Here is a 25351-nt window from a genome sequence, read left to right as displayed (position 1 = left end):
CTCGTGAGTCAGAACGACCTTGATGGGCCGCATCAGGCCGGATGCCTCACAGGAGCGGCAGGAGGATGTCGGTGACGGCGTCGACAGGTGGAGTGGTCGCCGGGTCGGTGAGGTACTCCTCGATGATCGGATGGTCTCGCGGCTCCTCGCCCGAGCTCGGCAGCCACTGACCGTAGAGCCACCGGTAGGCGGCATGCATCGACGAGTACGGGCCGATGTAACGCATGATCGCGTATCGGCCGGCCGGCACCATCCTCTCAGCAAGGCCGTGGGGAATCTTCGTACCGGGGTCGACGGCGGTTCCAGCCGCCGAGCGCAGATCAGCCGGGGGAACGGCGTCGGGATCGTCCTCATAGATGGCAACCATCAGACTCCCTGAGCCCACACGGTCTCTGACTCGGCTGAAGGCCCGGCCGATATCCATATAGGAACCACGGTGCTCGGATACGGCAAGTCGATAGCCGCGGCGAGTCTCCACACGAACCGCCCACCCCGGGTCCTGACTCACCGACGACGTCGATCCTGAACCACAACTCGTCACTGGTGAGTCGATCGATGCCGGGCGTCCACCGATGCGGAATCGGCTGGGAGTCGTCCTATATGCGCGGAGAAAGGCTCGACTGAACACTTCGGTGCCAGTGAACCCGGCTTTCCAGGCGATCCGTTCCACCGGCCACGAGGTCTCTGTGAGCATGGCGGCAGCCCGCTCCAGACGGAGACGGCGTACGGTCTGAGCGGCCGTCTCCCCGCGCACCGCCCGGTAGATGCGGTGCCAGTGATAGCGGGAGAACCCGGAGACGTGAGCGAGAGTCTCCAGGCTGAGGTCGTCGTCGAGATGCGTGTAGATGTAGTCGGTGACGGCGTCGAGCTGGCGTTGGTACTGCTCAGCCCTCATGTGTCCGAAAGGATCCCGATGGACAGATGAATCGATCCGTCCGGAGCGTAGTACTCGTAGTCGGCACGATAGTCACGGATCAGGTCCTTACGGGCCCAGACATCCACCCACGCGTCATAGACACTCTCCGGCCGAGCATCGGCCAGCGTGACGATGTCGCGAGTGGAGTTCGGGATCGTCACAGTCACCTGGCCGGGGGGAACCGGACCTCCGGCCTCGATGCGCCTACCGATGACGAGGGTGTAGACACCGTCGACATCGTCACCGGGAGTCTCGTAGTCGGTGTAGACCGCATAGATGCCGGGGCCGACGCTGGGCTTCTCGGGTGCGAGGAGCCCAGCGTCGGCAGCGGCCCGCCAGTGAGGAGGAATGGTGCGGGCCGCCTCTCGGTTCGACGTCCGAAGAGGCAGGCCAACGACGTCGAAGGAGCCGATCGTTTCTCTCATGCGCTCCATAATGCCCGTATGGCGCCCAGAGCTCACTGACGAATCTTGCGGACCTGGACGGGTCGTCAGTCCTGCGAGTGGGTCAGGACGATCTTGCCGGTGGTGGTTCCCGCACGCACCGCGGCAACGGCCTGAGCGGCCTCCTGGATCGGGAGGCGGTCGGTGACGTGAACACGGAGCTCTCCGGAGGCCACGAGCTCCACCGCGCGCCTCAGGTGGCCTCCGACGAGCGCCGGGTTCGCCTGGCTGAAGGCCCCGAGGTTGAAGCCGATGACGCCAATGCCCCGCAGCCACAGCGACGTGGTACTCACCTGCTGGTCCTCCGCCTGGGAGGCGTCCCCCAGAGCCAGGAGCCGTCCTCCCGTACGCAGCAGGTCGAGGCTGCGCAGCCGGGCCGGGCCGGCCACCGGGTCGGCGACGACGTCGAACTGGGCGGGTTCAGCCTCGGAGAGGTCCTCAGTCAACCAGGCCTCGTCATAGCCCAGGTCCAGGATCTCCTGGCGCTTGACCTCGCTGCGGGTGACGCCGACGACGCGGCCCGCGCCAAGCAGTCGAGCCACCTGGCCCATCTGCGAGCCGAGGCCACCGGCGGCGGCATGGACCAGCACGCTCTCGCCGCGGCGCAGGTGGGCGATCTCCTCCAGGGCGACGAGCGCCGTCGTCGAGTTGGCCGGAACCGCAGCGGCCAGGACCGGGTCCAGGCCCGCGGGCAGAGGCGTCACGAGCTCGGCGGGAGCCACGGCAACCTGCCCGTAGCCACCACCCCCGGTGATGGTCAGCGCGACGACGGCATCCCCGACCCGGTAGCCATCCACACCGTCTCCAAGAGCACGGACTCGGCCACTCACCTCCAGCCCGGGGGTCCAGGGCAGGTCGATAGGCACGAGTCCTTCTGTGAAGAGCGCCTCGACGTAGCCGACGCCGGCATGGTCCACATCCACGGCGATCTGACCCGGTCCGGGCTCAGGGGTGGAAGCCTCCTGGTACCGCAACCCGGACGCCGGGCCATCGAAGTTGACGATCTGCATGGCCTTCATGAGCAACACCTTCCTGTATCAGTCATCAACACAGTATCAGATACCTGATACACGACAAGAGGCGGTCCCTCGATCGACGGCTGCCGGCAACCAGGCGAGCGTCATGAGGAGTCATCACAGGACCGGGAATGTCCAAATCGGTGACAAAGGCGTGGACCGTTCCCGTCGAGACGGAGTGAAACCGCATGATTCCAAGGTTCTCTTTGGTACGAAACGGAGGTCTTCGGTCCTTTGTCACCGATTTGGACACCACCGTGCCAATTTCCCCGAGAACCCGGCGCTGCCAAGCCCATCCGCAGCCCAGACGCAGCGACACACCCATAGGTTGAGAAGATGTGATGCCTCGCCTCACTCGCATGATCGGTACCGATCCGGGGCCGAGCATCCTGCTACTTGCTGGCCGCTACTCGGCAATGAAGTCGTCGCGCAGGAGGGAGGTGACGCGCCTGAGCATATCGGTGAGCTGCTGACGCTCCTTGGCGGTGAAGGACTCGGCCATACGCTGCTCGATGCGGCGTGCAACCTTGTCGGCGCGCAGTAGCAGGGCCTCACCCTCGGTCGTGAGCGAGGCGATGAGGACCTTGGCGTGGTCGGAGGAGGGGTGACGGGTGACGAGCCGCTTCTGCTCCAGCTTGGCGATGACGGTAGCCATCGTCTGCGGAGTGACTGCGGCAGCCCTGGCCAGCTGGGCCGAGGACTGCTCGGGCACGTAGTACAGGGAGAGCATGGCCGCGTACTGAGCCACGGTGAGGCCAAAGCCTCTGAGAGCCTCGGTCTTGGCGGCCATCATGGCCTGCTCGGCCGACTTGATGTGCAGGCCGAGCCGCACCCCGGTGTCCTCGACGAGCTCGCGACGTCCTCGCCTCGGGGGCGGAATGTCAACGGAGCGGCTCACGGCGTTCATCCTAAGAGGCCTCGTCATCGGGGAAGAAGATCTCCTCGATGGTCAGGCCGAAGACGCGAGCAATGTTGAAGGCCAGGGGTAGGGAGGGGTCATAGCGCCCGGCTTCCAAAGCGTTGACCGTCTGGCGGGAGACCCCCAGCTCCTCGGCGAGCCTGGCCTGAGTCCAGCTGCGCTGGGCGCGCAGGACCTTGAGATCGTTCCTCACCGGTACCGCCAGGTGGACCACAGCATCCCGACACCGAAGAACAGAGCCCACGCACCGCCGACCCAGATGAGACTGACGCGAGGAGCCCCTACCTCTTCCAACAAGCTGTAGGCGATCGATGTGATGACTGTCCCCGCTGTGGAAATAACAAGCGCTTCCATCACCTTGCGCGCCTGCATCTCATCCGCCTCACGCACTAAGCGCATCATCGCCCACGCGCAGATGAGGACACCAACCATGGGAAGCAGTGCCAAGGCGAATCGCCATGGGTCACCTTCCATGGATCGCGCCCATCTCAGGCCGACCAGAACTCCGACGGAGTAAAGAACGGCGCCGACAGTGAATCGGATGGAGTAGGCGATACCTACCTTGCGCTCGATAGTCATGGCTGCCTTCCGTCAATGGAGACATAGAATCGGCTCAGTTACTGGTGATCGACCAGATCAATCCTGACCACAACACACATGATAAAAAGACCTTCACCCTCGAGTCAAGGTTACTTTCCATCTCGACGACGTTCCCTCGACCGCCCCGTCGTCATCAGGTAGGCACTGCCCAGGGCCGTGCCGGCGATGACCGGGAAGGCGGGGATCACCCATCGGTGGGGGCGCACCTCGACCCCATGAGCTCGCAGCGTCCGCTTCGCGAAGATCCAGAAGGGCAGGACGACCGGCAGCGCCGTCGCCACCCCCGGGGTGTAGCGCCGGGCCAGGGCCGCTGAACCCAGGTGGCTGAAGGTGTGCATGCCGTAGCCGTAGAGCGCGGCCTGGTAGACGGGCGAGCGTCCACGGGTGCGGTAGCCGTCAATGGAGGCAACAGCCATGAGGACACCCATGAGACCGATCCCCAGGTAGACGTGCTCACGCGAGCAGCCGTGACGTCGGATGTCCTCGGGTAGGAAGGGAACCTTGTCGAAAAGCGGGTGCGTCCAGCCGGGCATCGTGGCCAGCTCTTCGAGGTCATGCGCCAGCCATGAGAAGAACAGCCCTCCGGTCGCCAGTGACACCGGATCCATCACGGTCACCTCCGGCACACATTGTACCGACGAGAGAATCCCCGAGGCGGACCACCATCATGGCCCATCTCGGGGAGCGGGGAGTATGAGAAATCAGTGGTGGAGCCAACGGGACTCGAACCCGTAACCCCCTGCTTGCAAAGCAGGTGCGCTACCAATTGCGCCATGGCCCCTCGGGGAGGATGCTCACCGGTTCCGTCAGCTGCTAGTCAACGGGGTCGGTGACCTCGGCCCACGCGGCCCGCTCCATACGGGCCGCCTCGAACCTGAGCCACGCGGTATAACCCGCAGCGGCCAGGAACGAAAAGACCGCGGCTGATACGACTGCACGGTTCCTCATGAAACCTCCTCATCGTCTCACCGCGGACGGTGGGCCTAGCTGGACTCGAACCAGCGACCTCATCCTTATCAGGGATGCGCTCTAACCAACTGAGCTATAGGCCCTTGCGACCGGAGAAGATTAACCTGTCCGGCTATCGCAGACCAAATCCGATCACTCGTCCGCAAGCGTGAGATGGATCCCACCGACGAGGGTGGCAGTGATGTTGTAGAGAAAGGCGCCCAGCGTGGTCAGGGCAGTCATCAGCACGATATCCACCACGGCGACAATCGTGGAGACAGCCAGGGCCCGCGGCAGCTCGAGGTAGGCCACGATCGCGGAGAAGGTGTTGGAGCGCTCACCGGCGACCGTCTTGACGAGCTCCTCGATGGTGGAGAACACATGCATGGCGTCGAGCATGAACCACACGACCGCCGTGGCGACGATGAGCATGATGCCCGCGGCGAAGCTGAGCAGGAAGCTCGCCTTCATCACTGACCAGGGGTCGACCCGGGTCAGGGCCAGACGCACGCGGCGCGGCCCGGCGATGGTCTTCTTGCTCTTCTTGCTCTTGCCGCCCGACGCGCTGCCGGAGGCATCCGCGCCACCCACAATGGATGCGGCACCTGCGGACTGCCCACCGTCAGGGGACATGGAAACCGGCTGGCTCATGCTTCGACCTCACTCTCGTTGTCTTCCAACGCTACCGTGTCCGCCGCTGAGTCCGCAGGAGAGTCGCCAGTGTCACCTTCCGGGGCCTGGAGAGCCTGGGCCTGGTCGGTGGAGTCCGCAGAGTCGGCACTCGGGGCGCTATCGGCGGCATCGACCGCCTCCTCCATGTCCCGTTCAGTGTTGCGGGCCACCGCGATGATGCGGTCTCCAGCGTCGGGCTTGGCGAAAGTCACGCCCTGCGTGGTCCGACCGGTCCGCGAGACCTCGACGACGGCGGAGCGGACCACCTTGCCCGAGGCCATGATGCACAGGACCTCGTCACCGGAGTCGGTCACCAAGGCGCCCACGAGGTTGCCTCGGGCCTCGACGAGGTTGGCGACCTTGACACCCAGGCCGCCACGGCCCTTGACGGGGTAGTCGACGACGTTGGTGCGCTTGGCGTAGCCGCCCTCGGTGACGACGAACAGGTCCGCGTCCTGCCAGGAGGGGTCGACGACGTCCATGGCCAGCAGGTAGTCGTCCTCACGGAAGCGCATGCCGGTGACGCCGCTGGTGGCCCGGCCCGTGGGGCGCAAGGTGTCGTCATCGGCGTGGAAGCGCAGCGACTGGCCGGCGCGGGAGACCAGCAGGAGGTCCTGCCCGGTGCTCAGGAGTCGGGCGGAGACGAGCTCGTCGTAGTTGCCCTCCTCGTCCTGGCGCAGGTTGATGGCGATGACACCGCCGGAGCGGTTGGAGTTGTACTCGCTCAGGCGGGTCTTCTTCACCAGGCCGCGGCGGGTGGCCAGGACCAGGTAGTCGGCCTGGTCGTAGTCCTGGAGCTCCATGACCTGGGCGATCTCCTCGCCGGGCTGGAAGGCCAGGAGGTTGGCCACGTGCTGACCCTTGGAGTCACGCCCACCCTCAGGCAGCTCGTAGCCCTTGGCGCGGTAGACGCGACCGTAGTTGGTGAAGAACAGCAGCCAGCGGTGCGTCGTGGTGACGAAGAAGTGGTCGACGACGTCGTCCTCGCGCAGCGTGGCCCCGCGGATGCCCTTGCCGCCGCGGTGCTGGGAGCGATAGGAGTCGGTGCGGGTGCGCTTGGCGTAGCCGGAGCGGGTGATGGTGACGACCACGTCCTCCTCGGGGATGAGATCCTCCATGCTCATCTCGCCGTCGAAGGGCACGATCCGGGTGCGGCGCTCGTCGCCGTACTTCTCGACGATCTCGGCCAGCTCGTCGGAGACGATGCCCCGCTGGCGCTCCGGGGAGGCGATGATCTCGCGCAGGTCCTTGACGCGGGCGCGCAGCTCCTCGGACTCCTCCTGGATCTTGAGGCGTTCCAGGGCGGCCAGGCGGCGCAGCTGGAGGGAGAGGATGGCCTCGGCCTGGGCCTCGTCGACGTCCAGCAGGCCCATGAGGCCGGTGCGGGCCTCCTCGGTGGTGGGCGAGCGCCGGATGAGGGCGATGACGGCATCGAGGGCGTCAATGGCCTTGAGCAGGCCCTCGAGGATGTGGAGGCGCTCCTCGGCCTTGCGCAGGCGGAAGCGGGAGCGGCGCACGATGACGTCGATCTGGTGGGCGACCCAGTGGCGCACGAAGCCGTCCAGGCTCAGGGTGCGCGGCACCCCGTCGACCAGGGCGAGCATGTTGGCCGGGAAGTTGTCCTGGAGCTGGGTGCGCTTGTAGAGGTTGTTGAGGACCACCTTGGCGACGGCGTCGCGCTTGAGGACGATGACCAGTCGCTGACCGGTGCGCCCGGAGGTCTCGTCACGGATGTCGGCGATGCCGGTGACCTGGCCGTCGCGCACGAGCTGGGCGATCTTGTCGGCCAGGTTGTCGGGGTTGACCTGGTAGGGCAGCTCGGTGACCACCAAGCACTGGCGGCCCTGGATCTCCTCGACGTTGACCACGGCCCGCTGGGTGATGGAGCCGCGGCCGGTGCGGTAGGCGTCCTCGATGCCCCGCCGGCCCAGGATGGTGGCGCCGGTGGGGAAGTCGGGTCCGGGGATCCGCTCGATGAGGGCGTCGAGCAGCTCCTCGCGCGAGGCGTCGGGGTGCTCGAGGTACCACTGGGCTCCGCGGGCGACCTCGCGCAGGTTGTGCGGCGGGATGCGGGTGGCCATGCCGACGGCGATGCCCTCGGAGCCGTTGACCAGGAGGTTGGGGAATCTCGACGGCAGGATGACCGGCTCCTGGTTGCGTCCGTCGTAGTTGTCCTGGAAGTCGACGCTGTCCTCATCGATGTCCCGGAGCATCTCCATGGCCAGGGGCGCCATCTTGCACTCGGTGTACCGGGGGGCGGCGGGCCCCAGGTTGCCGGGGGTGCCGAAGTTCCCCTGGCCGGCCACCAGCGGGTAGCGCAGCGACCACCACTGGACCAGGCGGGCCAGGGCGTCGTAGATGGCGCTGTCGCCGTGGGGGTGGTAGGTCCCCATGACGTCGCCGACGATGCGCGAGGACTTGGAGAAGGAGGCGGTGGGGCGGTAGCCGCCGTCGTACATGGCGTACAGGACGCGGCGGTGGACCGGCTTGAGTCCGTCGCGCACGTCGGGCAGGGCCCGGCCCACGATGACGCTCATCGCGTAGTCGAGGTAGGAGCGCTGCATCTCCATCTGGAGGTCGACCGGCTGGATGCGCTCGGGGGCGGCTACGTTCGTCGCTCCCTCGTCGCCGATGATCTCTTCAACTTCGTCGCTCACAGGATTCCTTCGTGTTCAGAGGAGGTCGCCGGCAGCGGGCCGGCGCTTCACGTGTGGCTCGGTACCGCTCAGATGTCCAGGAAGCGGACGTCGGAGGCGTTGCGCTGGATGAAGGAGCGCCGCTGCTCGACGTCGTCGCCCATGAGGATCGCGAAGGTCTCGTCGGCGTCGGCCGCCTCATCGAGCGTGACCTGCTTGAGGATCCGGGTGGTGGGGTCCATGGTCGTCTCCCACAGCTCGTGGTCGTTCATCTCGCCCAGACCCTTGTAGCGCTGGATCCCGCCGTCCTTGGGCAGGCGGCGGCCCTTCTCCTGTCCGGCGGCCAGGAGCTTGTCGCGCTCGGCGTCGGAGTAGGCGAACTCGTGCTCGGCGTTAGACCACTTGAGCCGGTAGAGCGGCGGCATGGCGATGTAGGTGTGGCCGTGCTCGATGAGGGGCCGCATGTAGCGGAACAGGAGGGTCAGCAGGAGGGTGGCGATGTGCTGACCGTCGACGTCGGCGTCGGCCATGATGACGATCTTGCCGTAGCGCAGCTTGGCGATGTCGAAGTCCTCGCCGATACCGGTGCCGAAGGCGGTGATGAGGCTGCGGATCGTGTCGGAGGACAGGGCCCGGTCCAGGCGCGCCTTCTCCACGTTGAGGATCTTGCCGCGGATCGGCATGATCGCCTGGTGCTCGGGGTCGCGGCCGCCGACGGCGGAGCCACCGGCGGAGTCTCCCTCGACGATGAAGATCTCGGAGTCCGCGGCGTTCTTCGAGGAGCAGTCGCGCAGCTTGCCGGGCATGGAGGCGGACTCCAGGACGCCCTTGCGGCGGGTGGCCTCGCGGGCCTTGCGGGCGGCCAGGCGCGCGGCGGCGGCCTGGGAGGCCTTGGTGATGATGGCGCGGGCGTCACCGGGGTGGGAGTCCAGCCAGTCGCCGAGCTGGGCGTAGACCGTCTGCTGGACGAAGGTACGCGCCTCGGTGTTGCCGAGCTTGGTCTTGGTCTGGCCCTCGAACTGCGGCTCGGAGAGCTTGACGGAGATGACGGCGGTCAGCCCCTCACGGATGTCGTCACCGGTGAGGTTGTCGTCGCGCTCCTTGAGCAGGCCCTTGTCCCGGGCGTACTTGTTGACCAGGGTGGTCAGGGCCGTGCGGAAGCCCTCCTCGTGGGTGCCGCCCTCGGTGGTGTTGATCGTATTGGCGTAGGTGTGGACCGACTCCGAGTAGGCGCTGGTCCACTGCATGGCGATCTCCAGGCTGATGGAGTGGTTCTCGCCCAGGGACTGCTCGGCCTCGAAGTCGATGATCTCGGGGTGGATGAGCTCGGCCTTCTTGGACTTGTTGAGGAAGGCGACGTAGTCGCGCAGGCCGTGCTCATAGCAGTAGGAGTCGGTGCGGAAGCCGACCTCGGGGGCGTCGGGGGCGGAGTCGTCCCCGGCGATCTCGTCGCCGGCGTCCTGGACGCCGAGGCGCTCGTCGGTCAGGGTGATGCGCAGGCCCTTGTTGAGGAAGGCCATCTGCTGGAAGCGACGGCGCAGCGTCTCGTAGTCGAAGTCGACCGTCTCGAAGATGGTCGGGTCCGGGTAGAAGGTCTGAGTGGTGCCGGTGGACTCGGTGGCCTCGCCCTTGACGAGCTCGGTGATGGGGCGGCCGCCGTCGGCGAAGGACATGCGCCACACGAAGCCCTGCCGGCGGACCTCGGTGTCCACCCGGGTGGACAGGGCGTTGACCACGGAGATGCCCACGCCGTGCAGACCGCCGGAGACGGCGTAGCCGCCGCCCCCGAACTTGCCGCCGGCGTGCAGGATCGTCATGACGACCTCGACGGTGGGCTTGTGCTCGGTGGGGTGCTCGTCGACCGGGATGCCGCGGCCGTTGTCGCTGACGCGCACGCCGCCGTCGGCCAGGATGGTGACCTCGATGTGGTCGCAGTAGCCGGCCAGGGCCTCGTCGACGGAGTTGTCGACGACCTCGTAGACGAGGTGGTGCAGGCCCCGCTCACCGGTGGAACCGATGTACATTCCGGGGCGCTTCCGGACCGCTTCGAGCCCTTCGAGGACGGTGATGTCCGAGGCTCCGTAATCGTGATTCACAGTGGCGTCCTGGTCAGACACGTGTCAGTTGCTCCTCAATCTGTGCGCATCGGGACCTCAGTGGTCCGATGTCTCCGTCCGGCCCCTTCACACGACGATCCTGAGGAGGATCGTGCGCACACGTAGGTGGGTACATCAGGACGGTCCTGGGCGCACCTTGGGCGGTTTCACCGCATTCTAGCGTAGATGGGCCCGTGAACCGTTGTGCCGTGAACAGCTGGGGGCGTGCCCGTGGTCACCTCTGTCTCGCCTGGATCACCGCATCGCCCGATGCCTGGCGCCCGCTCCGTGTCTTTGCGACGACGACGGCTGCGGCCGGCACGTTGCCGATGATACCTGCGCTGCCACTATCCGTAGGTATCGCGCGGACCACGGGTGCCGCGCAGGCCGACTCCGCGGCGCTTCCAGGATGGGCCGGCCGGCCCCAGGATCCGCAGCTCCACCGCGTCGCCGGTACTGATCCCTCCGGCCTGGCGGCCGCCGGGCCCCGAGCGCAGGGCCTCGACGATCCTGGCTTCGATGGTGGGCTGGAGGAGCCGGAGCTGCTGGGCCCAGCTCGAGGACGAGGCGCGCAGGGTGATACGCCCGGCGTCGAAGGACTCGATGGTGCAGTGCTCGGCGACCTGATCGCCCACGATGGCTCGCCACCGGGCGACGACGCCGGCCACCGCGAGCTTTCCCGCCCAGCCGTTGTCGGCCACCATGCGGCGCAGTTCGCGCTGCCCGGTGCGGGGGTCGAAGGGGGTGGGTCCGGGCCGGTCGCGTCCCCGCGCCAGTCCGGGGCCGCGGTCGGCCGGATCGTCGGGGTTCTGGCCCAGGGCCCGGGCCAGCTCGCGGCGTTGGTCCCAGGGCGCTGCCGGCTGTGCGTTCTTGCCCCCGGAACCGCCGGCCGGCTCGCGCAGGCGGCGGGCCGGCACGCGACTGTCGCCCTTCTCCCAGGCCTGGGCGCGCTGGCGGGTCAGGGCCCGCTGGGCCAGGACGTCGGGCAGTGGGCCATCGCCGGTGGACGCGGAGGGCTCAGCCACGGGTGACCTCACCGTCGGCCACGCGGTACCGGGCGCCGGCGAGCTCGGCGGGGACGTCGTCGTCGACGGCGGCGGTCAGCAGGACCTGCTGGGCGCCGGCGACCATCTGGGCCAGGGCGCGGCGGCGCTGCTCGTCGAGGGAGGCGAAGACGTCGTCGAGGATGAGGACCGGCTCGCCGTCCCCGCCGTAGGCGTCGATGTCAGTGCGCAGCATGTCGTAGGAGGCCAGGCGCAGTGCCAGGGCCAAGGACCACTGCTCGCCGTGGGAGGCGAATCCGCGGGCGGGCAGACCGGTGAGGAACAGGCTCAGGTCGTCGCGGTGCGCCCCGACGAGGTTGGCGCCGCGGTCGATCTCGCGGGCGTGGAGCTCAGCCATGGCGCTCTCCAGGCGCGCGGCCAGGGCGGTCTCATCGAGGAGCGTCTCCTCGCCGGCGAGCCAGGCCGTCTCGTCGTGGGGGTCGGGCTCCGGGACTCCCTCGTGAGTCAGCAGGCTGGAGCGGTAGGCGATCTGGGCGCGGGAACGCTGCCCGGAGGTCCCGGAGACGGTCTCGTAGGCGGAGGCCACCCAGGGGCGCAGGCGCCGCACGACGTCAACCCGGGCGGCGATGAGCCGGGCGGCCGCCGCGGCGAGCTGGGCATCCCAGACCTCCAGGGTGGAGAGCATGGAGGAGGTCGAGGAGCGGGCCGCGCGCGCGGACTTCAGGAGGCTGGCGCGCTGGGCGAGGATCTTGTCGTGCTCGGCGCGCACCCCGGCCAGGCCCGGGCGCAGCGTGACGACCAGGTCGTCGAGGAAGCCCCGGCGGACCCCGGGCTCGGCGCGCACCAGGGAGAGATCCTCGGGGGCGAAGACGACCGCGCGCAGCACCCCGAGCAGGTCACGGGGCCGGCAACCGCCCCGGTTGAGGCGGGCCCGGTTCGCCTTGCCGGCGATGATCTCGATCTCCAGGACGCTGGGTCTTTCCCCGTGAACGGCCCGGGCGCGCACGACGGCGCCGGCCGGCTGGGCCTGCCCCGGTGCCGCCCGTCGGACGAGGGCGGTGTCCGCGCCGATCCGGTGGGAGGAGAGGGTCGCCAGGTAGACGATGGCCTCGACCAGGTTGGTCTTGCCCTGCCCGTTGGAGCCGACGAAGGCGCTGGGGCCCGGCTCCAGGGACAGCACCAGGCTGCGGTAGGAGCGGAAGTCGTCCAGGGAGAGGTCAGAGACGTACATGCACCGTCGGGTCTCAGGCCCCGAAGCGGATCGGCATGAGCAGGTAGCGGAAGGAGGAGTCCTCGGTGCCCCCGATGGAGTCCATGCCGGTGAGCACCGCGGGCTTCGAGGCGTGGGTGAAGTCGAGGCGCACGTAGGGCTGGTTGAGAGCGCCCAGGCCGTCGAGGAGGTAGCCGGGGTTGAAGGCGGTGGAGATGTCGTCGCCCTCGAGGTGGGCGACGAGCTGCTCGGTGGCCTGGGCGTCGTCGCCCTGTCCGGCGTCGAGCTCCAGGTTGCCCTGGGTGAAGGACATGTGGATGGGGGTGGAGCGGTCGGCGACGAGGCTGACGCGGCGCACGGCGGCCATGAGCTCGTCGGTGCCCACGGTGGCGTGGATCGAGGTGGACTCCGGGAAGAGGCGGCGCACCGGCGGGTAGTCGCCGTCGGTGAGCAGGGAGGTGGTGCGCCGGCCGCCGGCCTCGAAGCCGATGAGGCTGGAGGCGGCCGACTCGCTGCTGAGGGCCACGGTCACGTCTCCGGAAGAGGTCAGGGACTTGGCGACGTCGGAGAGGGTGCGGGCCTTGAGCAGGGCCGTGGTGGACAGCTCGGTGTTGGACGGCGACCAGGTCAGCTCCCGCATGGCAAGGCGGTAGCGGTCGGTGGCCATGAGGACCAACGAGCTGCCCTCGACCTCGATCTGGACGCTGGTGAGCAGCGGCAGGGTGTCGTCGCGGGAGGCGGCGATGGAGACCTGTCCGACGGCGCGGGCCAGGTCGTGGGCGTCGATCGTGCCGGCGACGGCGGGCATGACCGGCAGCGCCGGGTAGTCGTCGGCGGCCATGGCCGCCAGGGAGAAGCGGGCCGATCCGCAGGAGACGGCGACCTTGTTGCCCTCGACCTCCAGGTCGACGGGCTTGTTCGGCAGCGCCTTGGCGATATCGGCCAGGAGGCGTCCAGAGACGAGGACGACGCCGTCCTCCTCGACATCGGCGGCCACCTCGCAGTGGGCGGAGACCTCGTAGTCGAAAGAGGCCAGGACGAGGCTGGAGCCCTTGGCCTCCAGCCTGACTCCGGCGAGCACGGGTACCGGCGGGCGGGCGGGCACGGATCGTGCAGTCCAGGTGACGGCTTCAGCGAGGATGTCTCGGTCAACCCTGAGCTTCACGGTAGGTGCCTCCGTCAATCGTGGTCGGTCGGCCGGTAGGCGTCGTGGCACTACTGAGCCGAGAAAAATACGTGGTGCCGGCAGGTCGCCGGCGGACAGTCGTCATGGGAACGGCGTCGCTGGGAACGCAGTCCTGGGTCGAGAGTGTAGACGGTAGTCCGTGGGAGCCACCCTGTCACCAGCGATCACCCATGCTCATCCCATGAGCCTTTCCGAATGACAAGCGCCCGGGGCCTGGTCCGGTCTCGTTGGCCGATCGTGCTTCGCGATTTCTTGTCATCTAGATCTGTAGGGGTAGTAGCACGTGTGGATGCTGGGGATAACAGGATTTTTCGCCGTCATGACGCCAGTGATGCTGGGGAATGACACGTGGGTGGTTCTGGTGAGTCAGGCAACGTCTCGGTGGAGAGAGCGAATGACATCCATGTCATTCCACAGCGGGGATGCGCTACCTCCACAGCGACACGCTCGCTCCTCCACGTGCCCTCCTCAGCACCGTCCACAGCGGTGGTTGACGTGGTCCGGTGAAGGCACTCTTGGCAACCATCCGCGCCGCTCGTTCCTCGCGGCGCTCCCGCCAGTCCCGTCCACGCCTTCGAGCACCTTCACCGGACCACATCTGTCAGTCACGTGAATGATGCGTCCCCTCGTCGGCTCAGGCGGGTGACTGGGCGGCCTGCTTGATGCGGCTGGTCAGCTCGGTGACCTGGTTGAAGGTGGAGCGCCGCTCGGCCATGAGGGTGCGGATCTTCTTGTCCGCGCTCATGACGGTGGTGTGGTCGCGCCCGCCGAACTCCCGCCCGATCTTGGGCAGGGAGAGGTCGGTGAGCTCACGGCACAGGTACATGGCGATGTGGCGGGCCGAGACCATGGTGCGTGAGCGGTTGGCCGAGCACAGGTCATCGATGGTGATGCCGAAGTAGTCGGCGGTCTGCGCCATGATGAGGGAGGTCGTGATCTCCTGGCCCTCGGGGTCGGAGATGATGTCCTTGAGGACCATCTCGGCCAGGGTCTGGTCGACGGGCTGCTTGTTGAGGGAGGCGAAGGCCGTGACCCGGATGAGGGCGCCCTCGAGCTCGCGGATGTTGGTGGTGATGCGTGAGGCGATGTACTCCAGGACGTCGAAGGGCAGATCGAGGCCCTCGGCGGTGCCCTTGCGGGAGAGGATCGCGATGCGGGTCTCCAGGTCCGGGGGTTGGACGTCGGCCAGCAGGCCCCACTCGAAGCGGGAGCGCAGGCGCTCGTCGAGCCCACCGAGGGCCTTGGGGGGCTGATCGGAGGTGAGGACCACCTGCTTGCCCGAGGAGTGCAGGGAGTTGAAGGTGTGGAAGAACTCCTCGAGGGTCGACTCCTTGCCCTGGAGGAACTGGATGTCGTCGACCAGGAGGATATCGACCTCGCGGTAGCGGCGCTTGAAACCCTCCATGCGGCCGTCGTCCTGGTTGCCGTCGCGCACGCAGGCGATGAAGTCGGAGACGAAGACCTCGGAGTTGACGTACTTGACGCGGATCCCCGGGTTGAGGGTCTGGGCGTAGTGGCCGATGGCGTGCAGGAGGTGCGTCTTGCCCAGGCCGGAGCCGCCGTAGATGAACAGGGGGTTGTAGGCACGGGCCGGGGCCTCGGCCACGGCCAGCGCGGTGGCGTGGGCGAAGCGGTTGGAGGAGCCGGTGACGTAGGTGTCGAAGGTGTATCTCGGATTGAGCTGGGAGACGTCGTGGGCCGCGGTGGGCGTCAGCAGCCCGGTGGGGTTCTGAGGGCCGGTGCCCCCGGGGCTGTAAGTGCCGGGAATTCCCGACCTGCCGGGAAGGGAACCCGACATCGTCGACGGCGCCGAGGCGGCGGAGGCCTGGGAGTGAGGCATCGGTGAGGGGGCGGTCGCCGAGTAGGGCGAGGGCTCGGCGAGCTGCTCGCCGTAGGCGGGCACCGTCGGTGGAGCGGGCGCAGCCGGCACGGCGGAGGGCCCCGAGGGCTGGGGCGGCATCGAGGGGGACGGGGAGGATGCCGGTGCGGGGGCGACGGTCGTCAGGTTGACCGGTTCGGGAGCCATGGGAGTCATCGGTGCGCGCGAGGCCTCCGAGGAGGTGTCGACCGTGACCTCCATGGGCATGGGGCGGCCCCAGACCTGGGTGATGGCGGCGCTGATGGGGGCACGTGCCTGCTCGACGATGTCCTTGGCGAAGGCCGATCCGACGACGAGGACGAGCGTGCCGTCGACGTCGATGAGGTGGGTCATGCGGATCATGGACATCTTGCCCTGGCCGAGCTCTCCGGAGCTGGAGAGCACCTCAAGGGCTGAGAGCCATTTGGTATTGGCGGCGTCGGGCACGACGGACTCCTGATCGGCATGGTTGGTGAACCCGGTGACTGCAACCCGACCGACGCCGGCCGGGGCCCTGTGTCGATGATGACAGGGTTGTGTGGAACTGGCGAACCGGAAGGTCTTGACCAGGCGTCCCATCATGCTGGTTCTCCACAGCCTTGTCCACACCTGGGGACACACCGAGCGATGCCTCACAGATAACGTTCAGAATAAACTCTGAAAACAGTTAGGTATCGATGGCCCGGATGATCTGCTGCGAGCCCGCGGAATGACAAATATGTTGTCATTGACGGGGCTTTCGAGGAGGTGTGAGCAGGTCCAGGAGTTATCCACATATCCGCAAGGGTGTGGACGGAGTCCTTCCCACAGCCGTGGACACGGACGACCCCGCTTGTGGACGGAGTGTGGAGAGGATGTGGATGACGCCACCGGTCACAGTGGTCACAGTCGGCCACATTCGTTTGACCGGCAAGAGGGCCAAACGTAGGCTATTGCAGACGTTCGCGCGGAGTCAGGTCCCGATCCATGGGGCAGCCGCACGAGCGACAGTGCCGCGAACCTCGCGATGCACTGTTCCGATCACCTCAAGCAGGAGTTAAGCCCGTGAGCAAGCGGACCTACCAGCCGAACAACCGTCGTCGTGCCAAGGTGCACGGCTTCCGTAAGCGCATGTCCACCCGCGCAGGCCGCGCCGTCCTCGCTTCGCGGCGCCGCAAGGGCCGCGTTCGCCTCGCCGCCTGAGGTGCTCGGCGCGACGCACCGATTAGCGCGGGGTGAGGACTTCACTACCGCGATTCGTCGGGGTACGCGCTGCGGGAACCGCAGGCTGGTCGTGCACTACCACGCCGGCGGGAGAGGGGATGACTCCCCGGCTCTCGTCGGCGTCGTCGTGCCCAAGAAGCAGGTCCCGCTGGCCACTCGCCGCAACCGCGTCAAGCGCCGGGTCAGAGCCCTTATGGCGCAGCGGGTCGGTTCCCTGGAACCGGGAGCTCGCGTCGTCGTGCGCGGACTGGCGGGTGCCGACGGCGCCGACAGCAGCACCCTGGGACGTGACCTGGATCGGCTTCTGAGCCGGTGCCGGGAGCGTCAAGCTGAAGGGCGCCGGCGGTGAGCCGGCCGGTTGCGGGCGTAGCGATGAGCGGATGGCTGACGCGCGTCCTCGTGGCACCGGTGCGTTTCTATCAGCGCTTCATCTCGCCCGCCCTGCCGGCCTCCTGTCGCTACTACCCCACGTGCTCGGCCTACGCCGTCACGGCGCTCAAGGTGCACGGTCCGATCAAGGGCCTGCTGCTGGCCCTGTGGCGTCTGCTGCGATGCAACCCGTTGACCCGCGGTGGAGTCGACCATGTTCCGGACAAGGGGCAGTGGCGGTACCACCATCCCCGTGACGTTCCGCGGTTCATGATCGAGGACCCCTGACCGACGCCGCTGAACCGGTGGACACGACGCCGGCTCAGATCCTGAGCCCACACTGATACCTCTCGCACGAGAACCCTCATACAAGGAGTACGGATGGACACGTTGCTGTGGCCGCTCAAGGTGGCCGTGGCCTGGGTCATGGTCACGATCCACAAGGCCCTGGTCCTCATCGGCTTCCCTGAAGGACCGGGTATTGCCTGGGTGCTGTCCATCATCGGTCTGACGATCGTGGTGCGGCTGCTCATCATGCCGCTGTTCGTCAAGCAGATCCGAGCCTCCCGCGGGATGCAGCTCCTCCAACCCGAGATGCAGGCCCTCCAGGCCAAGTACAAGGGCAAGAAGGATCCCGAGTCGCGCCAGCGCATGAACGAGGAGATGATGGCGCTCTATCGCAAGCACGGGACCAACCCCTTGGCCTCCTGCTTGCCGATTCTGGTGCAGATGCCCATCTTCTTCGCCCTGTTCCGGGTGCTGGCCTCCCTGGGTGCCGTTGCTACCGGCAAATACGGCCGCCCCTCGATCGGTCCGCTCACGCAGCAGCTGGCCGAGCAGGTCCAGGCCTCCAGCGTCTTCGGCGCCAGCCTGTCCTCCTCCTTCCTGGGCAGCTCCGACACGCAGGTCAAGATCGTCACGGTCGCCATGATCGTCCTTATGTCGGTGACGCAGTGGTACACCATGGCGCAGCTGTCGATGAAGAACATGTCGACGGACTCCCTCAACTCCGACAACCCCATGATCCGTTCCCAGCGGATGATGCTGTATGTGATGCCGGTGATCTTCGCCGTCTCCGGCGTCAACTTCCAGATCGGTGTGCTCGTCTACTGGGTGGTCTCCAACCTGTGGACCATGGGCCAGCAGTTCTTCACCATCCGCAACATGCCCGCCCCCGGCAGCGAGGCCGAGAAGAAGTACCGCGCCCGCATCAACGCCAAGCGGGCCCGCAAGGGACTGCCCTCCCTGGAGGAGGAGGAGCGAGCCGAGGCGATCGCCAAGGCCGAGGCCGAGGGACGCACCGGAGGTCAGCGGGTGCAGCCGGTGCGCAAGAACCGGCAGAAGAAGTCCGGCGGTCAGGGCGAGTCCCGCAGTGAGGACGTCGCCGAGGACTCCGACGTCGAGCAGCTCGAGGACGCTGATGAGGACAAGGACTCGACCTCGTCCAAGAGTGGTGGCCTCAGCGATGAGGAGATCGCTCGACGTCGTTATGAGCGCCGTGCCCGTCAGCGGCGCGAGGCGGCGGCCCGACGCAAGGCCCAGGCCAAGAAGAAGCGCAACCGCTGACACGTGTTCAGCGGCCAGATAACCCGGTTCCCATCACAGATACGGATGACATGATGAGTGAGCAGCACAGTAACGACTCCTCCCACCAGGCGGCGGATGAGGCCGTGAGCAGCCCCGTGAGCAACACCGTCTCGCGCCTCGAGGAGGAGGGCGAGATCGGTGCCGACTACCTCGAGGAGCTCCTCGACATCGCCGACCTGGGCGGTGACATCGACATCGACATCGATCACGGGCGCGCCTCGATTGCCGTGGTCGCCTCCGAGGAGGGTGACGAGCGCGAGCTCGCCGACCTCGTTGGACGCGACGGCGAGGTTCTCGAGGCCGTTCAGGAGCTGACTCGCCTCGCGGTGCAGGCGCGTACCGGCAACCGCTCCCGGCTCATGCTCGACATCAACGGCTACCGCGCCGATCGACGTACCGAGCTGACCAAGGTCGCCCAGGAGGCGGTCACCAAGGTCCTCACCTCGGGAGAGGCCGTCAGCCTCGAGCCGATGAACCCCTTTGAGCGCAAGGTGTGCCACGACGTCGTCGCCGCCGCCGGACTGGTCTCCGAGTCCGAGGGCGCCGAGCCGCACCGTTACGTCGTGGTCCTGCCCGCCGATGAGGAGGGCGTGGACGAGGACGCCGAGGACGCGGCTGACGACTCCGCTTCGGAGCAGGCCTGAGCATGAGTGAGGAGCAGCGGGCCCAGGTGGAGGAGCCGACGGCGGAGATGCGGGAGATCTTCGGGGTCTCCTTCTCCGCGGCGGAGCACTTCGCGCAGATGCTCGCTGAGGAGGGTGAGCTGCGCGGTCTCGTGGGGCCGCGCGAGCTTCCCCGCCTGTGGACCCGGCACATCGTCAACTCGGCGGCCGTGGTCCCCTTCCTGCCGGCCCGGGGAAGCGTGGCCGACGTGGGTTCCGGGGCCGGCTTTCCCGGCATCGTCGTCGCGCTGCTGCGCCCCGACCTCGACGTCACGCTCATTGAGACGATGGAGCGGCGTACGCAGTGGCTCTCCGACGTCGTCGAGGAGCTGGACCTGGACAATGTGACCATCCGCCGGGCCCGGGCCGAGGAGGTCAAGGACCGCTATGACGTGGTGACGGCTCGCGCAGTGGCGAACCTGTCCAAGCTCGTGCGGCTGACGGCGCCCTTGCTCCGACCGGGGGGCGCCCTGCTGGCCCTCAAGGGGATGCGGGCGCAGGATGAGGTCGACGACGCCAAGTATGTCATTAAGAAGGCGAAGTTATCAGTTGCTGTCGTTCATGAGGTCGTCACTGCCGGTGACGAAACGACGGCTGTGGTTGAGATTCGCCGCCCGAAGAGCCGTTGAGATACGGCGCGCGTTCGGTGTAACGCGTAAGGATCGACCTGCTCGCGTAGACTCGTAACTGCCCGACTGGCTCGGGCTGTTGGGTCGCCGTCCGAGGAGAAGCAGGTTTGTCCGGATCGTCTATCTTCGATCAGCTCCAGGCCGAGCACCTCGCGTTAGACGAGGTAGCGGGTGGAGAGTTCCCACATCCCGAGCGGACTCGTGTCATCGCAGTCGCCAATCAGAAAGGCGGCGTTGGAAAGACGTCGACCGCGGTGAATCTTGCGGCGGCTTTAGCTGAAGGTGGGCTGCACGTTCTGCTCATCGATGCCGACTCTCAAGGTAATGCCTCCACTGCACTGGGGGTGGAGCATGATGAGGACAGCGCCTCCATCTACGACGTCCTCGTTGACGCCATGCCGATCAAGGATGTCGTCGCCAAGACGCGATTCTGCGAGTCCCTGTGGTGTGTGCCTGCGACTATTGACGTGGCTGCGGTTGAGATAGAGCTCATCTCCACTGCTGAGCGTGAGTCACGACTGCGGCGTGCGCTGGTGGACTACCTGGTTTCACGTGAAACGGATGGTCTGGAGCCCCTCGACTACGTCATCATCGACTGCCCGCCGAGCCTCGGCATTATGACGATCAACGCCTTCGTCGCTGCTGACGAGGTGCTTATTCCGATGCAGGCCGAGTACTACGCTCTCGAAGGCCTCGCCCTGCTGACGCGCTCCATTGACAGGATCGCGCGTATTCACAATCCGGGACTGGGAGTCTCCATGATTGTGCTCACCATGTTTGACGGACGCACCACCCTGGCCCGTGAGGTGGAGTCCGAAGTTCGTTCCTATTTCCCTGATGCGACGCTGGACACCAAGGTGCCGCGTTCCATCCGTGTTGCCGAGGCCCCCTCCTTCGGTGCTCCTGTGGTGTTCTGGGATCCCCGGTCCACCGGCGCAATTGCATACAAGAAAATGGCTCGTGAGGTCGCTCTGCGGGGCGCTCCCCGAATTGAAGGCGAGGAAGCCTGATGGCTCAGAAACGGCGCGGACTGGGACGAGGTCTGCAGGCGCTGATTCCCGAGGCGCAGAAGGAGAAAGTACCTGCTGCGTCTCGTCCTTCCGATGTGTTCTTCCCCGACTCCCGGAAGGACGAGTCGCGTGATGAGGATGCGGCCTCGCAGGCCACGCATGACGCTCCGGAGCCTGAGCCGGCCGCCGAGGCGCGCAGTACTCGCGATCTGGCCGCTACTCTCCTGGCTCCGTCTCAGCGGAAGCGTGGATCCAAGAGTCGCTCGACTCGATCCACGACCGCATCCAAGACCGGTGCTCAGAACAAGCAGAAGAAGCCGGTTTCACGTGAAACTACGCCGGATTCGACGACTGATGCGGAGGTGACGGAGAAGAAGACCGCGAAGAAGTCGTCATCCGCCGGCTCAGCGAAGCGGAGTGCATCGGCCGCGCCGAAGCGAGTAACCAAGAAGGCAACGAAGACAGTCCCCGCTGTGGTGGAGGAGCCTTCGCATGAGGCCTCGACGGCTGAAGACGTCCAGGAGGAGAGCGCTTCGACGTCGGTTCCTCAACCGGAATCTACGCCCGTGGTCCCCGAGGTTTCACGTGAAACGGAGGAGGAGCAGCCTGAGGCTGCCGATCACGGGAACTCCGATGCCCAGAAGGAGAGGACCGAGGAGGACCTGACGGCGGCCTCGGCCGATGCTGGAACCGAGGCGCCCGACGAGACCGATGCCGAGGAGAAGACGGCGGATACAGGCGCCGATGAGCTTGTTCCCGTTCCGGGTGCCCGCTTCGCTGAGATTCCGGTGGAGCTAATCCACCCGAACCCTCGTCAACCCCGTCAGGTTTTCGATGAAGAGGACATCGCGGAACTGGCAGCCTCGATTGCAGAAGTGGGTCTGCTGCAGCCGATTGTGGTGCGTCAGGTGCCGACTGCTCCGGGAGAGGAGCTTCGGTACGAGCTTATTATGGGTGAGCGGCGTCTTCGCGCTTCCAAAGAAGCCGGGCTGGAGACGATTCCGGCGGTCGTTCGGGATACGGACGACGTCGATCTGCTGCGTGACGCGTTGCTGGAGAACTTGCACCGTGTTCAGCTCAATCCTCTGGAGGAGGCTGCGGCCTACCAGCAGCTGCTGGAGGACTTCCAGTGCACTCATGCGGAGCTTTCCGAGCGGATTGCCCGGTCTCGGTCCCAGATCTCCAACACCTTGCGCCTCATGAAGCTGCCGCCGCTGGTGCAGCGCAGGCTTGCTGCGAATGTCATTTCTGCAGGACACGCTCGTGCGCTTCTGGGTCTTCCCAATGCGGCGGAGATGGAGCGACTTGCTCAGCGCGTGGTGGCGGAGGGGCTGTCGGTGCGTGCCACGGAGGAGCTGGTTGCGCTGCATGAGGAGCCTGAGCCGGGACCGGACCAGCCGAGGGTCTTGCGTGCTCGGAGCACTCCTCTCCCGGCGCTTTCAACCCGGCTGTCCGATGCCTTCGACACTCGTGTGAAGGTGACACGTGGAGCGAAGAAGGGGCGCATCACCATTGAGTTCGCGGGCGATGAGGACCTCGCCCGCTTGGTCGATGCGCTGGCGCCGGGAACGTCTCTTGACGAGGAGTAGCCTGCTCTGATCCTTTGAGCGTGGTGGGGCCGAGACACTCAGTGTCTCGGCCCCACCGTCGTCTTTACTGAATAGCCATTGATGGGGCTCGTGGATGGGTCGACGGTCGTGTTTCACGTGAAACACGGTGGCACTCACCGGTGATCCCATGACTCGGGGTGAGCTCAGGGTGTCACTCACGGTGTCCAACGCTGATTGTGTCAGCCCAGGGTTTCACGTGAAACATGTGGATACCGAGTTACCCGTCATTGCTGAGGTACGTGGATACCGGCGAATGCTTGATGAGTTGAGGCGGAACGGTTGCGGATGCATGACGCGCCAGAATGTCGGGTATCGTGACAACCGAGCCGCTGGTTGAGGCGTCGCCTGGAACCATCGTGAAGCACGCACGAGGCCTGACCAATGCCTCTCGCTACTCGCAGAGTGGGTCGACCTGGGGAGGGGGTCGGAACCGGCCTCTACCGTCCGCCTCGCGCCTCTGTGCTGAAGTCTGGGGGCAGGTAGGGGAAGGTGCGGCCGACCCCCAGCTGAGAATGCCGGGCCAGGCCACCATGACGCCGCAGGGTCGATCAAGCTCGCGGCTTAGTGCCCGCAGCGTTGACTGTCATGGTTCCGTGGGCAAAGTGAGAAGGGAGCGTCGCTGGAATACGACCTCGGTTTCACGTGAAACCACCGGTCGCTTCGGGATCGCGGCGCGGAAGCGGGGGTTGATGCCACTCCATGAACGCCGCTGCGTCCTCAGATGCCTTTGCTTGCTCATCCCCGAGACGATGAACACCACCCCACGCTCCTACTCGAGCAGAGTCTTGGACGTGAGGAGATCAGATACAGACAGGTCCTGGTACTCCCAAGGTTTCACGTGAAACATGGGAAGTGGCGGTTGCATCGCTACCGAAACTGTGTGCGCGACCGTATCGAGGCGTAGCGGTACTGGAGGATGTGGTTCTCAGGCGGCGATAGAGGAGTGCCTATGGCAGGGATCGCGGAGTCACGACGCCTCCCGTGCGGCGTTGTATGGGCGATGACGCGGATGAGGCTGCACGCGTACGCCCTCTTCAGAGTCGTTGCTAGGGCCGCTCGAAACTGGCGTAGTCGCTCGCATGGATACAGAGAAACGGTCAATGTTCGCCGCGTCAGCGCTTCAAAAAGCGGGGCGGTGGGTCCTGAAATGCCGAGCTAGTCGTCATGAGCCTATGCGTTGCTGACTGCTCCAGCACGTCGGTCCCGACGGTAGCGGGGAGACTGGGGATCCACGTGGTTTCACGTGAAACCACAAGGCGAGTTCTTCCCCTCCCCGTGGGGTAGGGGTGGCGCTCTGCGGGGTATCAGTGTTTCGTCGTGGCCAGGTAGATCGGTGGCCGGAGAATGCCGCTTCCCGGTGGGACTCACGACCGCGGGGCCATGCTGACCTCAGTATGTCGGCCACGAACAGCGGAGGAATGTACACAGGGGAACTCATACCGAATACTCGTGATCGCTGGTTTCACGTGAAACCAGAAGACGGTCGATGGAGGGTGGCTTTCGTTGAGGGTCTTCTAGCGGACGTGGTGCTTGCGTACCTAGCCGATGAGTGGTCGGTGATGCCGTCGCAGTCCCTTCCCCCGGGGGAGGCATCGGGTTTGCATTCCAACAGTGAAGACTGCTCGTGTTGCTCACGTCCTCTGTAGCGCATCTGTTGGTGCACCAAGCGCGGCGTCAAGGGCGGAGTTCTGAATCGTGGCGCAGTGCTGAGGCATGAGTGAGGCTCCTGGCTACTCACAGGCGTCATGTGCGTGGCAGACACCGCGAAGAGGAGCACCGTGCTTACCTATCCTGGGAGAGCGGACCGCGGAATGACGTCGGCGCTGCCATGACGCCCGCGCCGTGTTTGTGAGTCGGTTTCACGTGAAACCGATGGTGAAGCGTCCGACGGCAATGCTCCGTGAGACTCTGCAGACGTCACCGAGCGCAGATGCTGTGATCTCAAGCTGTTGATGAGACGTGATGCCCTCTCCCTCCTCGGAGGCAGGTAGGGCGTATGCCGTAGCACATGAGGAGCAACGTGATGCCGTCTCCCAGTGCCCGGTAGCGGTCTCCCGTTCAATACGTCGTGCCCGACGGGATACGACGTACTGCTGCCGCGGAAGAACGGGGCAGATACATCTGCTTTGGGCGGGGCAGATCGAGTGCCGTCTGTTAGAGAAGTACTGCAAATCCGATCGTGACAACGTGCGCTGCCTGACTGGCGTGGGCGGCATGGCAGCCGTTTCTCGGGGCTGGGGCTGGTTTCACGTGAAACCAATGGCGAGGCCTCCGCCGGGAGTGTTCCATAAGACGCTGCGGACGGAACTGAGGACTGAGTCCGTGACTTCAAGTTGCCGGATGGCGTTGATGACTGATGGACTCTCCTTCCTGGAGGGAGACCCGTCATGTGCTGTAGCACGTGAGGACGAGCCGGACGCCGCTGCTATGTGGATACGGGAGGTCGGCCGTCGAGTACGTCGCGTCGGAAGGGATGGAAGGCGTTGTGCTGAAATGGAAGAGTGCGGAAGATACATCTGCTTTGGCGGGTGCTGATCGAGTGCCGTGCATTGGGGAAGCACAGCGAATCCGAGCGTCACGACGTGTACCGCCGCACTGAAGGGGCAGGCATGGTGTGCACTTCCTGGGGGCTATGAGCCGGTTTCACGTGAAACCGCCGTAAGTCGCTGAAGAGCGCTCTCGTTCCGATTGGGCCAGCGGTGTCGCGTCAATGTTCGTAGGGTTCATCCTGGCGTGCGGGAACGGGATGCTCAGGCCTCCCCCGGGGGAGGTACCGC

At 66.1% G+C, this 25351-nt stretch carries 23 protein-coding genes and 2 tRNA genes; 8 read left to right on the top strand and 17 right to left on the bottom strand.

Annotation, left to right across the window (positions count from 1 at the left end; all coding sequences use genetic code 11):
* Positions 1-46 precede the first annotated feature (46 nt).
* The 17 genes from AB7V09_RS09920 to dnaA all read right to left on the bottom strand — a co-directional run bounded on the left by AB7V09_RS09920 (position 47) and on the right by dnaA (position 15951).
* Entirely contained in the window at positions 47-895 is an 849-nt protein-coding gene (locus AB7V09_RS09920; RefSeq protein ID WP_419143643.1) for an AraC family transcriptional regulator, read from the bottom strand.
* Complete coding sequence (locus AB7V09_RS09915; protein WP_314920504.1) at positions 892-1341, bottom strand: GyrI-like domain-containing protein; 450 nt, start codon at positions 1339-1341, stop codon at positions 892-894. The genes AB7V09_RS09920 and AB7V09_RS09915 overlap by 4 nt, the downstream gene beginning before the upstream one ends.
* 65 nt (positions 1342-1406) lie before the next feature.
* Entirely contained in the window at positions 1407-2378 is a 972-nt protein-coding gene (locus tag AB7V09_RS09910; RefSeq protein ID WP_419143642.1) for a quinone oxidoreductase family protein, read from the bottom strand.
* 403 nt (positions 2379-2781) lie between these two features.
* Positions 2782-3282, bottom strand: a complete 501-nt coding sequence (locus tag AB7V09_RS09905) for a MarR family winged helix-turn-helix transcriptional regulator (protein WP_419143641.1) — start codon at positions 3280-3282, stop codon at positions 2782-2784.
* Between the two features lies 1 nt (position 3283).
* A complete protein-coding gene (locus tag AB7V09_RS09900; protein WP_419143640.1) occupies positions 3284-3487 on the bottom strand; it encodes a helix-turn-helix transcriptional regulator in 204 nt (67 codons plus the stop codon).
* The gene (locus AB7V09_RS09895) at positions 3484-3873 is read right to left on the bottom strand and encodes a hypothetical protein (protein WP_075378092.1); all 390 of its coding nucleotides are present in this window, start codon (positions 3871-3873) and stop codon (positions 3484-3486) included. Before AB7V09_RS09895 ends, AB7V09_RS09900 begins: the two co-directional genes overlap by 4 nt.
* Before the next feature lie 110 nt (positions 3874-3983).
* On the bottom strand, positions 3984-4502 hold the full coding sequence (locus tag AB7V09_RS09890) for an HXXEE domain-containing protein (RefSeq protein WP_070510342.1): 519 nt from the start codon (positions 4500-4502) through the stop codon (positions 3984-3986).
* A 97-nt stretch (positions 4503-4599) separates the two neighbouring features.
* Positions 4600-4675, bottom strand: a tRNA-Ala gene (locus AB7V09_RS09885).
* Between the two features lie 32 nt (positions 4676-4707).
* Complete coding sequence (locus AB7V09_RS09880; protein WP_419143639.1) at positions 4708-4842, bottom strand: DLW-39 family protein; 135 nt, start codon at positions 4840-4842, stop codon at positions 4708-4710.
* 30 nt (positions 4843-4872) lie between these two features.
* Positions 4873-4946: transfer RNA gene (locus AB7V09_RS09875), tRNA-Ile, on the bottom strand.
* Between the two features lie 49 nt (positions 4947-4995).
* Positions 4996-5493, bottom strand: a complete 498-nt coding sequence (locus tag AB7V09_RS09870) for a DUF3566 domain-containing protein (protein ID WP_075253651.1) — start codon at positions 5491-5493, stop codon at positions 4996-4998.
* On the bottom strand, positions 5490-8171 hold the full coding sequence (gene gyrA, locus AB7V09_RS09865) for a DNA gyrase subunit A (RefSeq protein ID WP_003788495.1): 2682 nt from the start codon (positions 8169-8171) through the stop codon (positions 5490-5492). Before gyrA ends, AB7V09_RS09870 begins: the two co-directional genes overlap by 4 nt.
* A gap of 68 nt (positions 8172-8239) precedes the next feature.
* Positions 8240-10267 (bottom strand): DNA topoisomerase (ATP-hydrolyzing) subunit B, encoded by a 2028-nt coding sequence (gene gyrB / locus AB7V09_RS09860; RefSeq protein WP_075253653.1) that lies wholly within the window; start codon positions 10265-10267, stop codon positions 8240-8242.
* Positions 10268-10593: 326 nt separating this feature from the next.
* A complete protein-coding gene (locus tag AB7V09_RS09855; protein ID WP_414048378.1) occupies positions 10594-11271 on the bottom strand; it encodes a DciA family protein in 678 nt (225 codons plus the stop codon).
* Complete coding sequence (gene recF, locus AB7V09_RS09850) at positions 11264-12481, bottom strand: DNA replication/repair protein RecF (RefSeq protein WP_419143638.1); 1218 nt, start codon at positions 12479-12481, stop codon at positions 11264-11266. The genes AB7V09_RS09855 and recF overlap by 8 nt, the downstream gene beginning before the upstream one ends.
* Before the next feature lie 13 nt (positions 12482-12494).
* The gene (gene dnaN / locus AB7V09_RS09845) at positions 12495-13625 is read right to left on the bottom strand and encodes a DNA polymerase III subunit beta (RefSeq protein WP_003788502.1); all 1131 of its coding nucleotides are present in this window, start codon (positions 13623-13625) and stop codon (positions 12495-12497) included.
* A 655-nt stretch (positions 13626-14280) separates the two neighbouring features.
* Entirely contained in the window at positions 14281-15951 is a 1671-nt protein-coding gene (gene dnaA, locus AB7V09_RS09840) for a chromosomal replication initiator protein DnaA (protein WP_419143637.1), read from the bottom strand.
* 597 nt (positions 15952-16548) lie between these two features.
* On the opposite strand from dnaA, the gene rpmH reads away from it, so the two are divergent.
* The 8 genes from rpmH (at position 16549) to AB7V09_RS09800 (ending at position 22553) form a co-directional block, all read left to right on the top strand.
* Positions 16549-16686 (top strand): 50S ribosomal protein L34, encoded by a 138-nt coding sequence (gene rpmH / locus AB7V09_RS09835; RefSeq protein ID WP_003788507.1) that lies wholly within the window; start codon positions 16549-16551, stop codon positions 16684-16686.
* A 1-nt stretch (position 16687) separates the two neighbouring features.
* Positions 16688-17056, top strand: a complete 369-nt coding sequence (gene rnpA / locus AB7V09_RS09830) for a ribonuclease P protein component (protein WP_419143636.1) — start codon at positions 16688-16690, stop codon at positions 17054-17056.
* Between the two features lie 23 nt (positions 17057-17079).
* Positions 17080-17364: a membrane protein insertion efficiency factor YidD gene (gene yidD / locus AB7V09_RS09825; protein ID WP_009406854.1), complete on the top strand. Its 285-nt coding sequence runs from the start codon at positions 17080-17082 to the stop codon at positions 17362-17364.
* Positions 17365-17457: 93 nt separating this feature from the next.
* Positions 17458-18642: a membrane protein insertase YidC gene (gene yidC / locus AB7V09_RS09820; RefSeq protein ID WP_419143635.1), complete on the top strand. Its 1185-nt coding sequence runs from the start codon at positions 17458-17460 to the stop codon at positions 18640-18642.
* A gap of 50 nt (positions 18643-18692) precedes the next feature.
* Entirely contained in the window at positions 18693-19307 is a 615-nt protein-coding gene (locus AB7V09_RS09815; protein WP_070510276.1) for a protein jag, read from the top strand.
* A 2-nt stretch (positions 19308-19309) separates the two neighbouring features.
* The gene (gene rsmG / locus AB7V09_RS09810; RefSeq protein ID WP_020992091.1) at positions 19310-19954 is read left to right on the top strand and encodes a 16S rRNA (guanine(527)-N(7))-methyltransferase RsmG; all 645 of its coding nucleotides are present in this window, start codon (positions 19310-19312) and stop codon (positions 19952-19954) included.
* Positions 19955-20061: 107 nt separating this feature from the next.
* Positions 20062-20964 (top strand): ParA family protein, encoded by a 903-nt coding sequence (locus AB7V09_RS09805; RefSeq protein ID WP_003788519.1) that lies wholly within the window; start codon positions 20062-20064, stop codon positions 20962-20964.
* Positions 20964-22553 carry a ParB/RepB/Spo0J family partition protein gene (locus AB7V09_RS09800; RefSeq protein WP_419143634.1) on the top strand — a complete coding sequence of 530 codons (1590 nt, stop codon included), beginning with the start codon at positions 20964-20966 and terminating at the stop codon, positions 22551-22553. Before AB7V09_RS09805 ends, AB7V09_RS09800 begins: the two co-directional genes overlap by 1 nt.
* Positions 22554-25351: the final 2798 nt, after the last annotated feature.

Origin of the sequence: Actinomyces sp. SKVG-SVH-4(1) (assembly GCF_048514265.1) — a bacterium.
Taxonomy (GTDB): domain Bacteria; phylum Actinomycetota; class Actinomycetes; order Actinomycetales; family Actinomycetaceae; genus Actinomyces; species Actinomyces oris.
The sequence above is the reverse complement of the archived record's forward strand: the minus strand, read 5'-3'. Positions and strand labels throughout refer to the sequence as shown.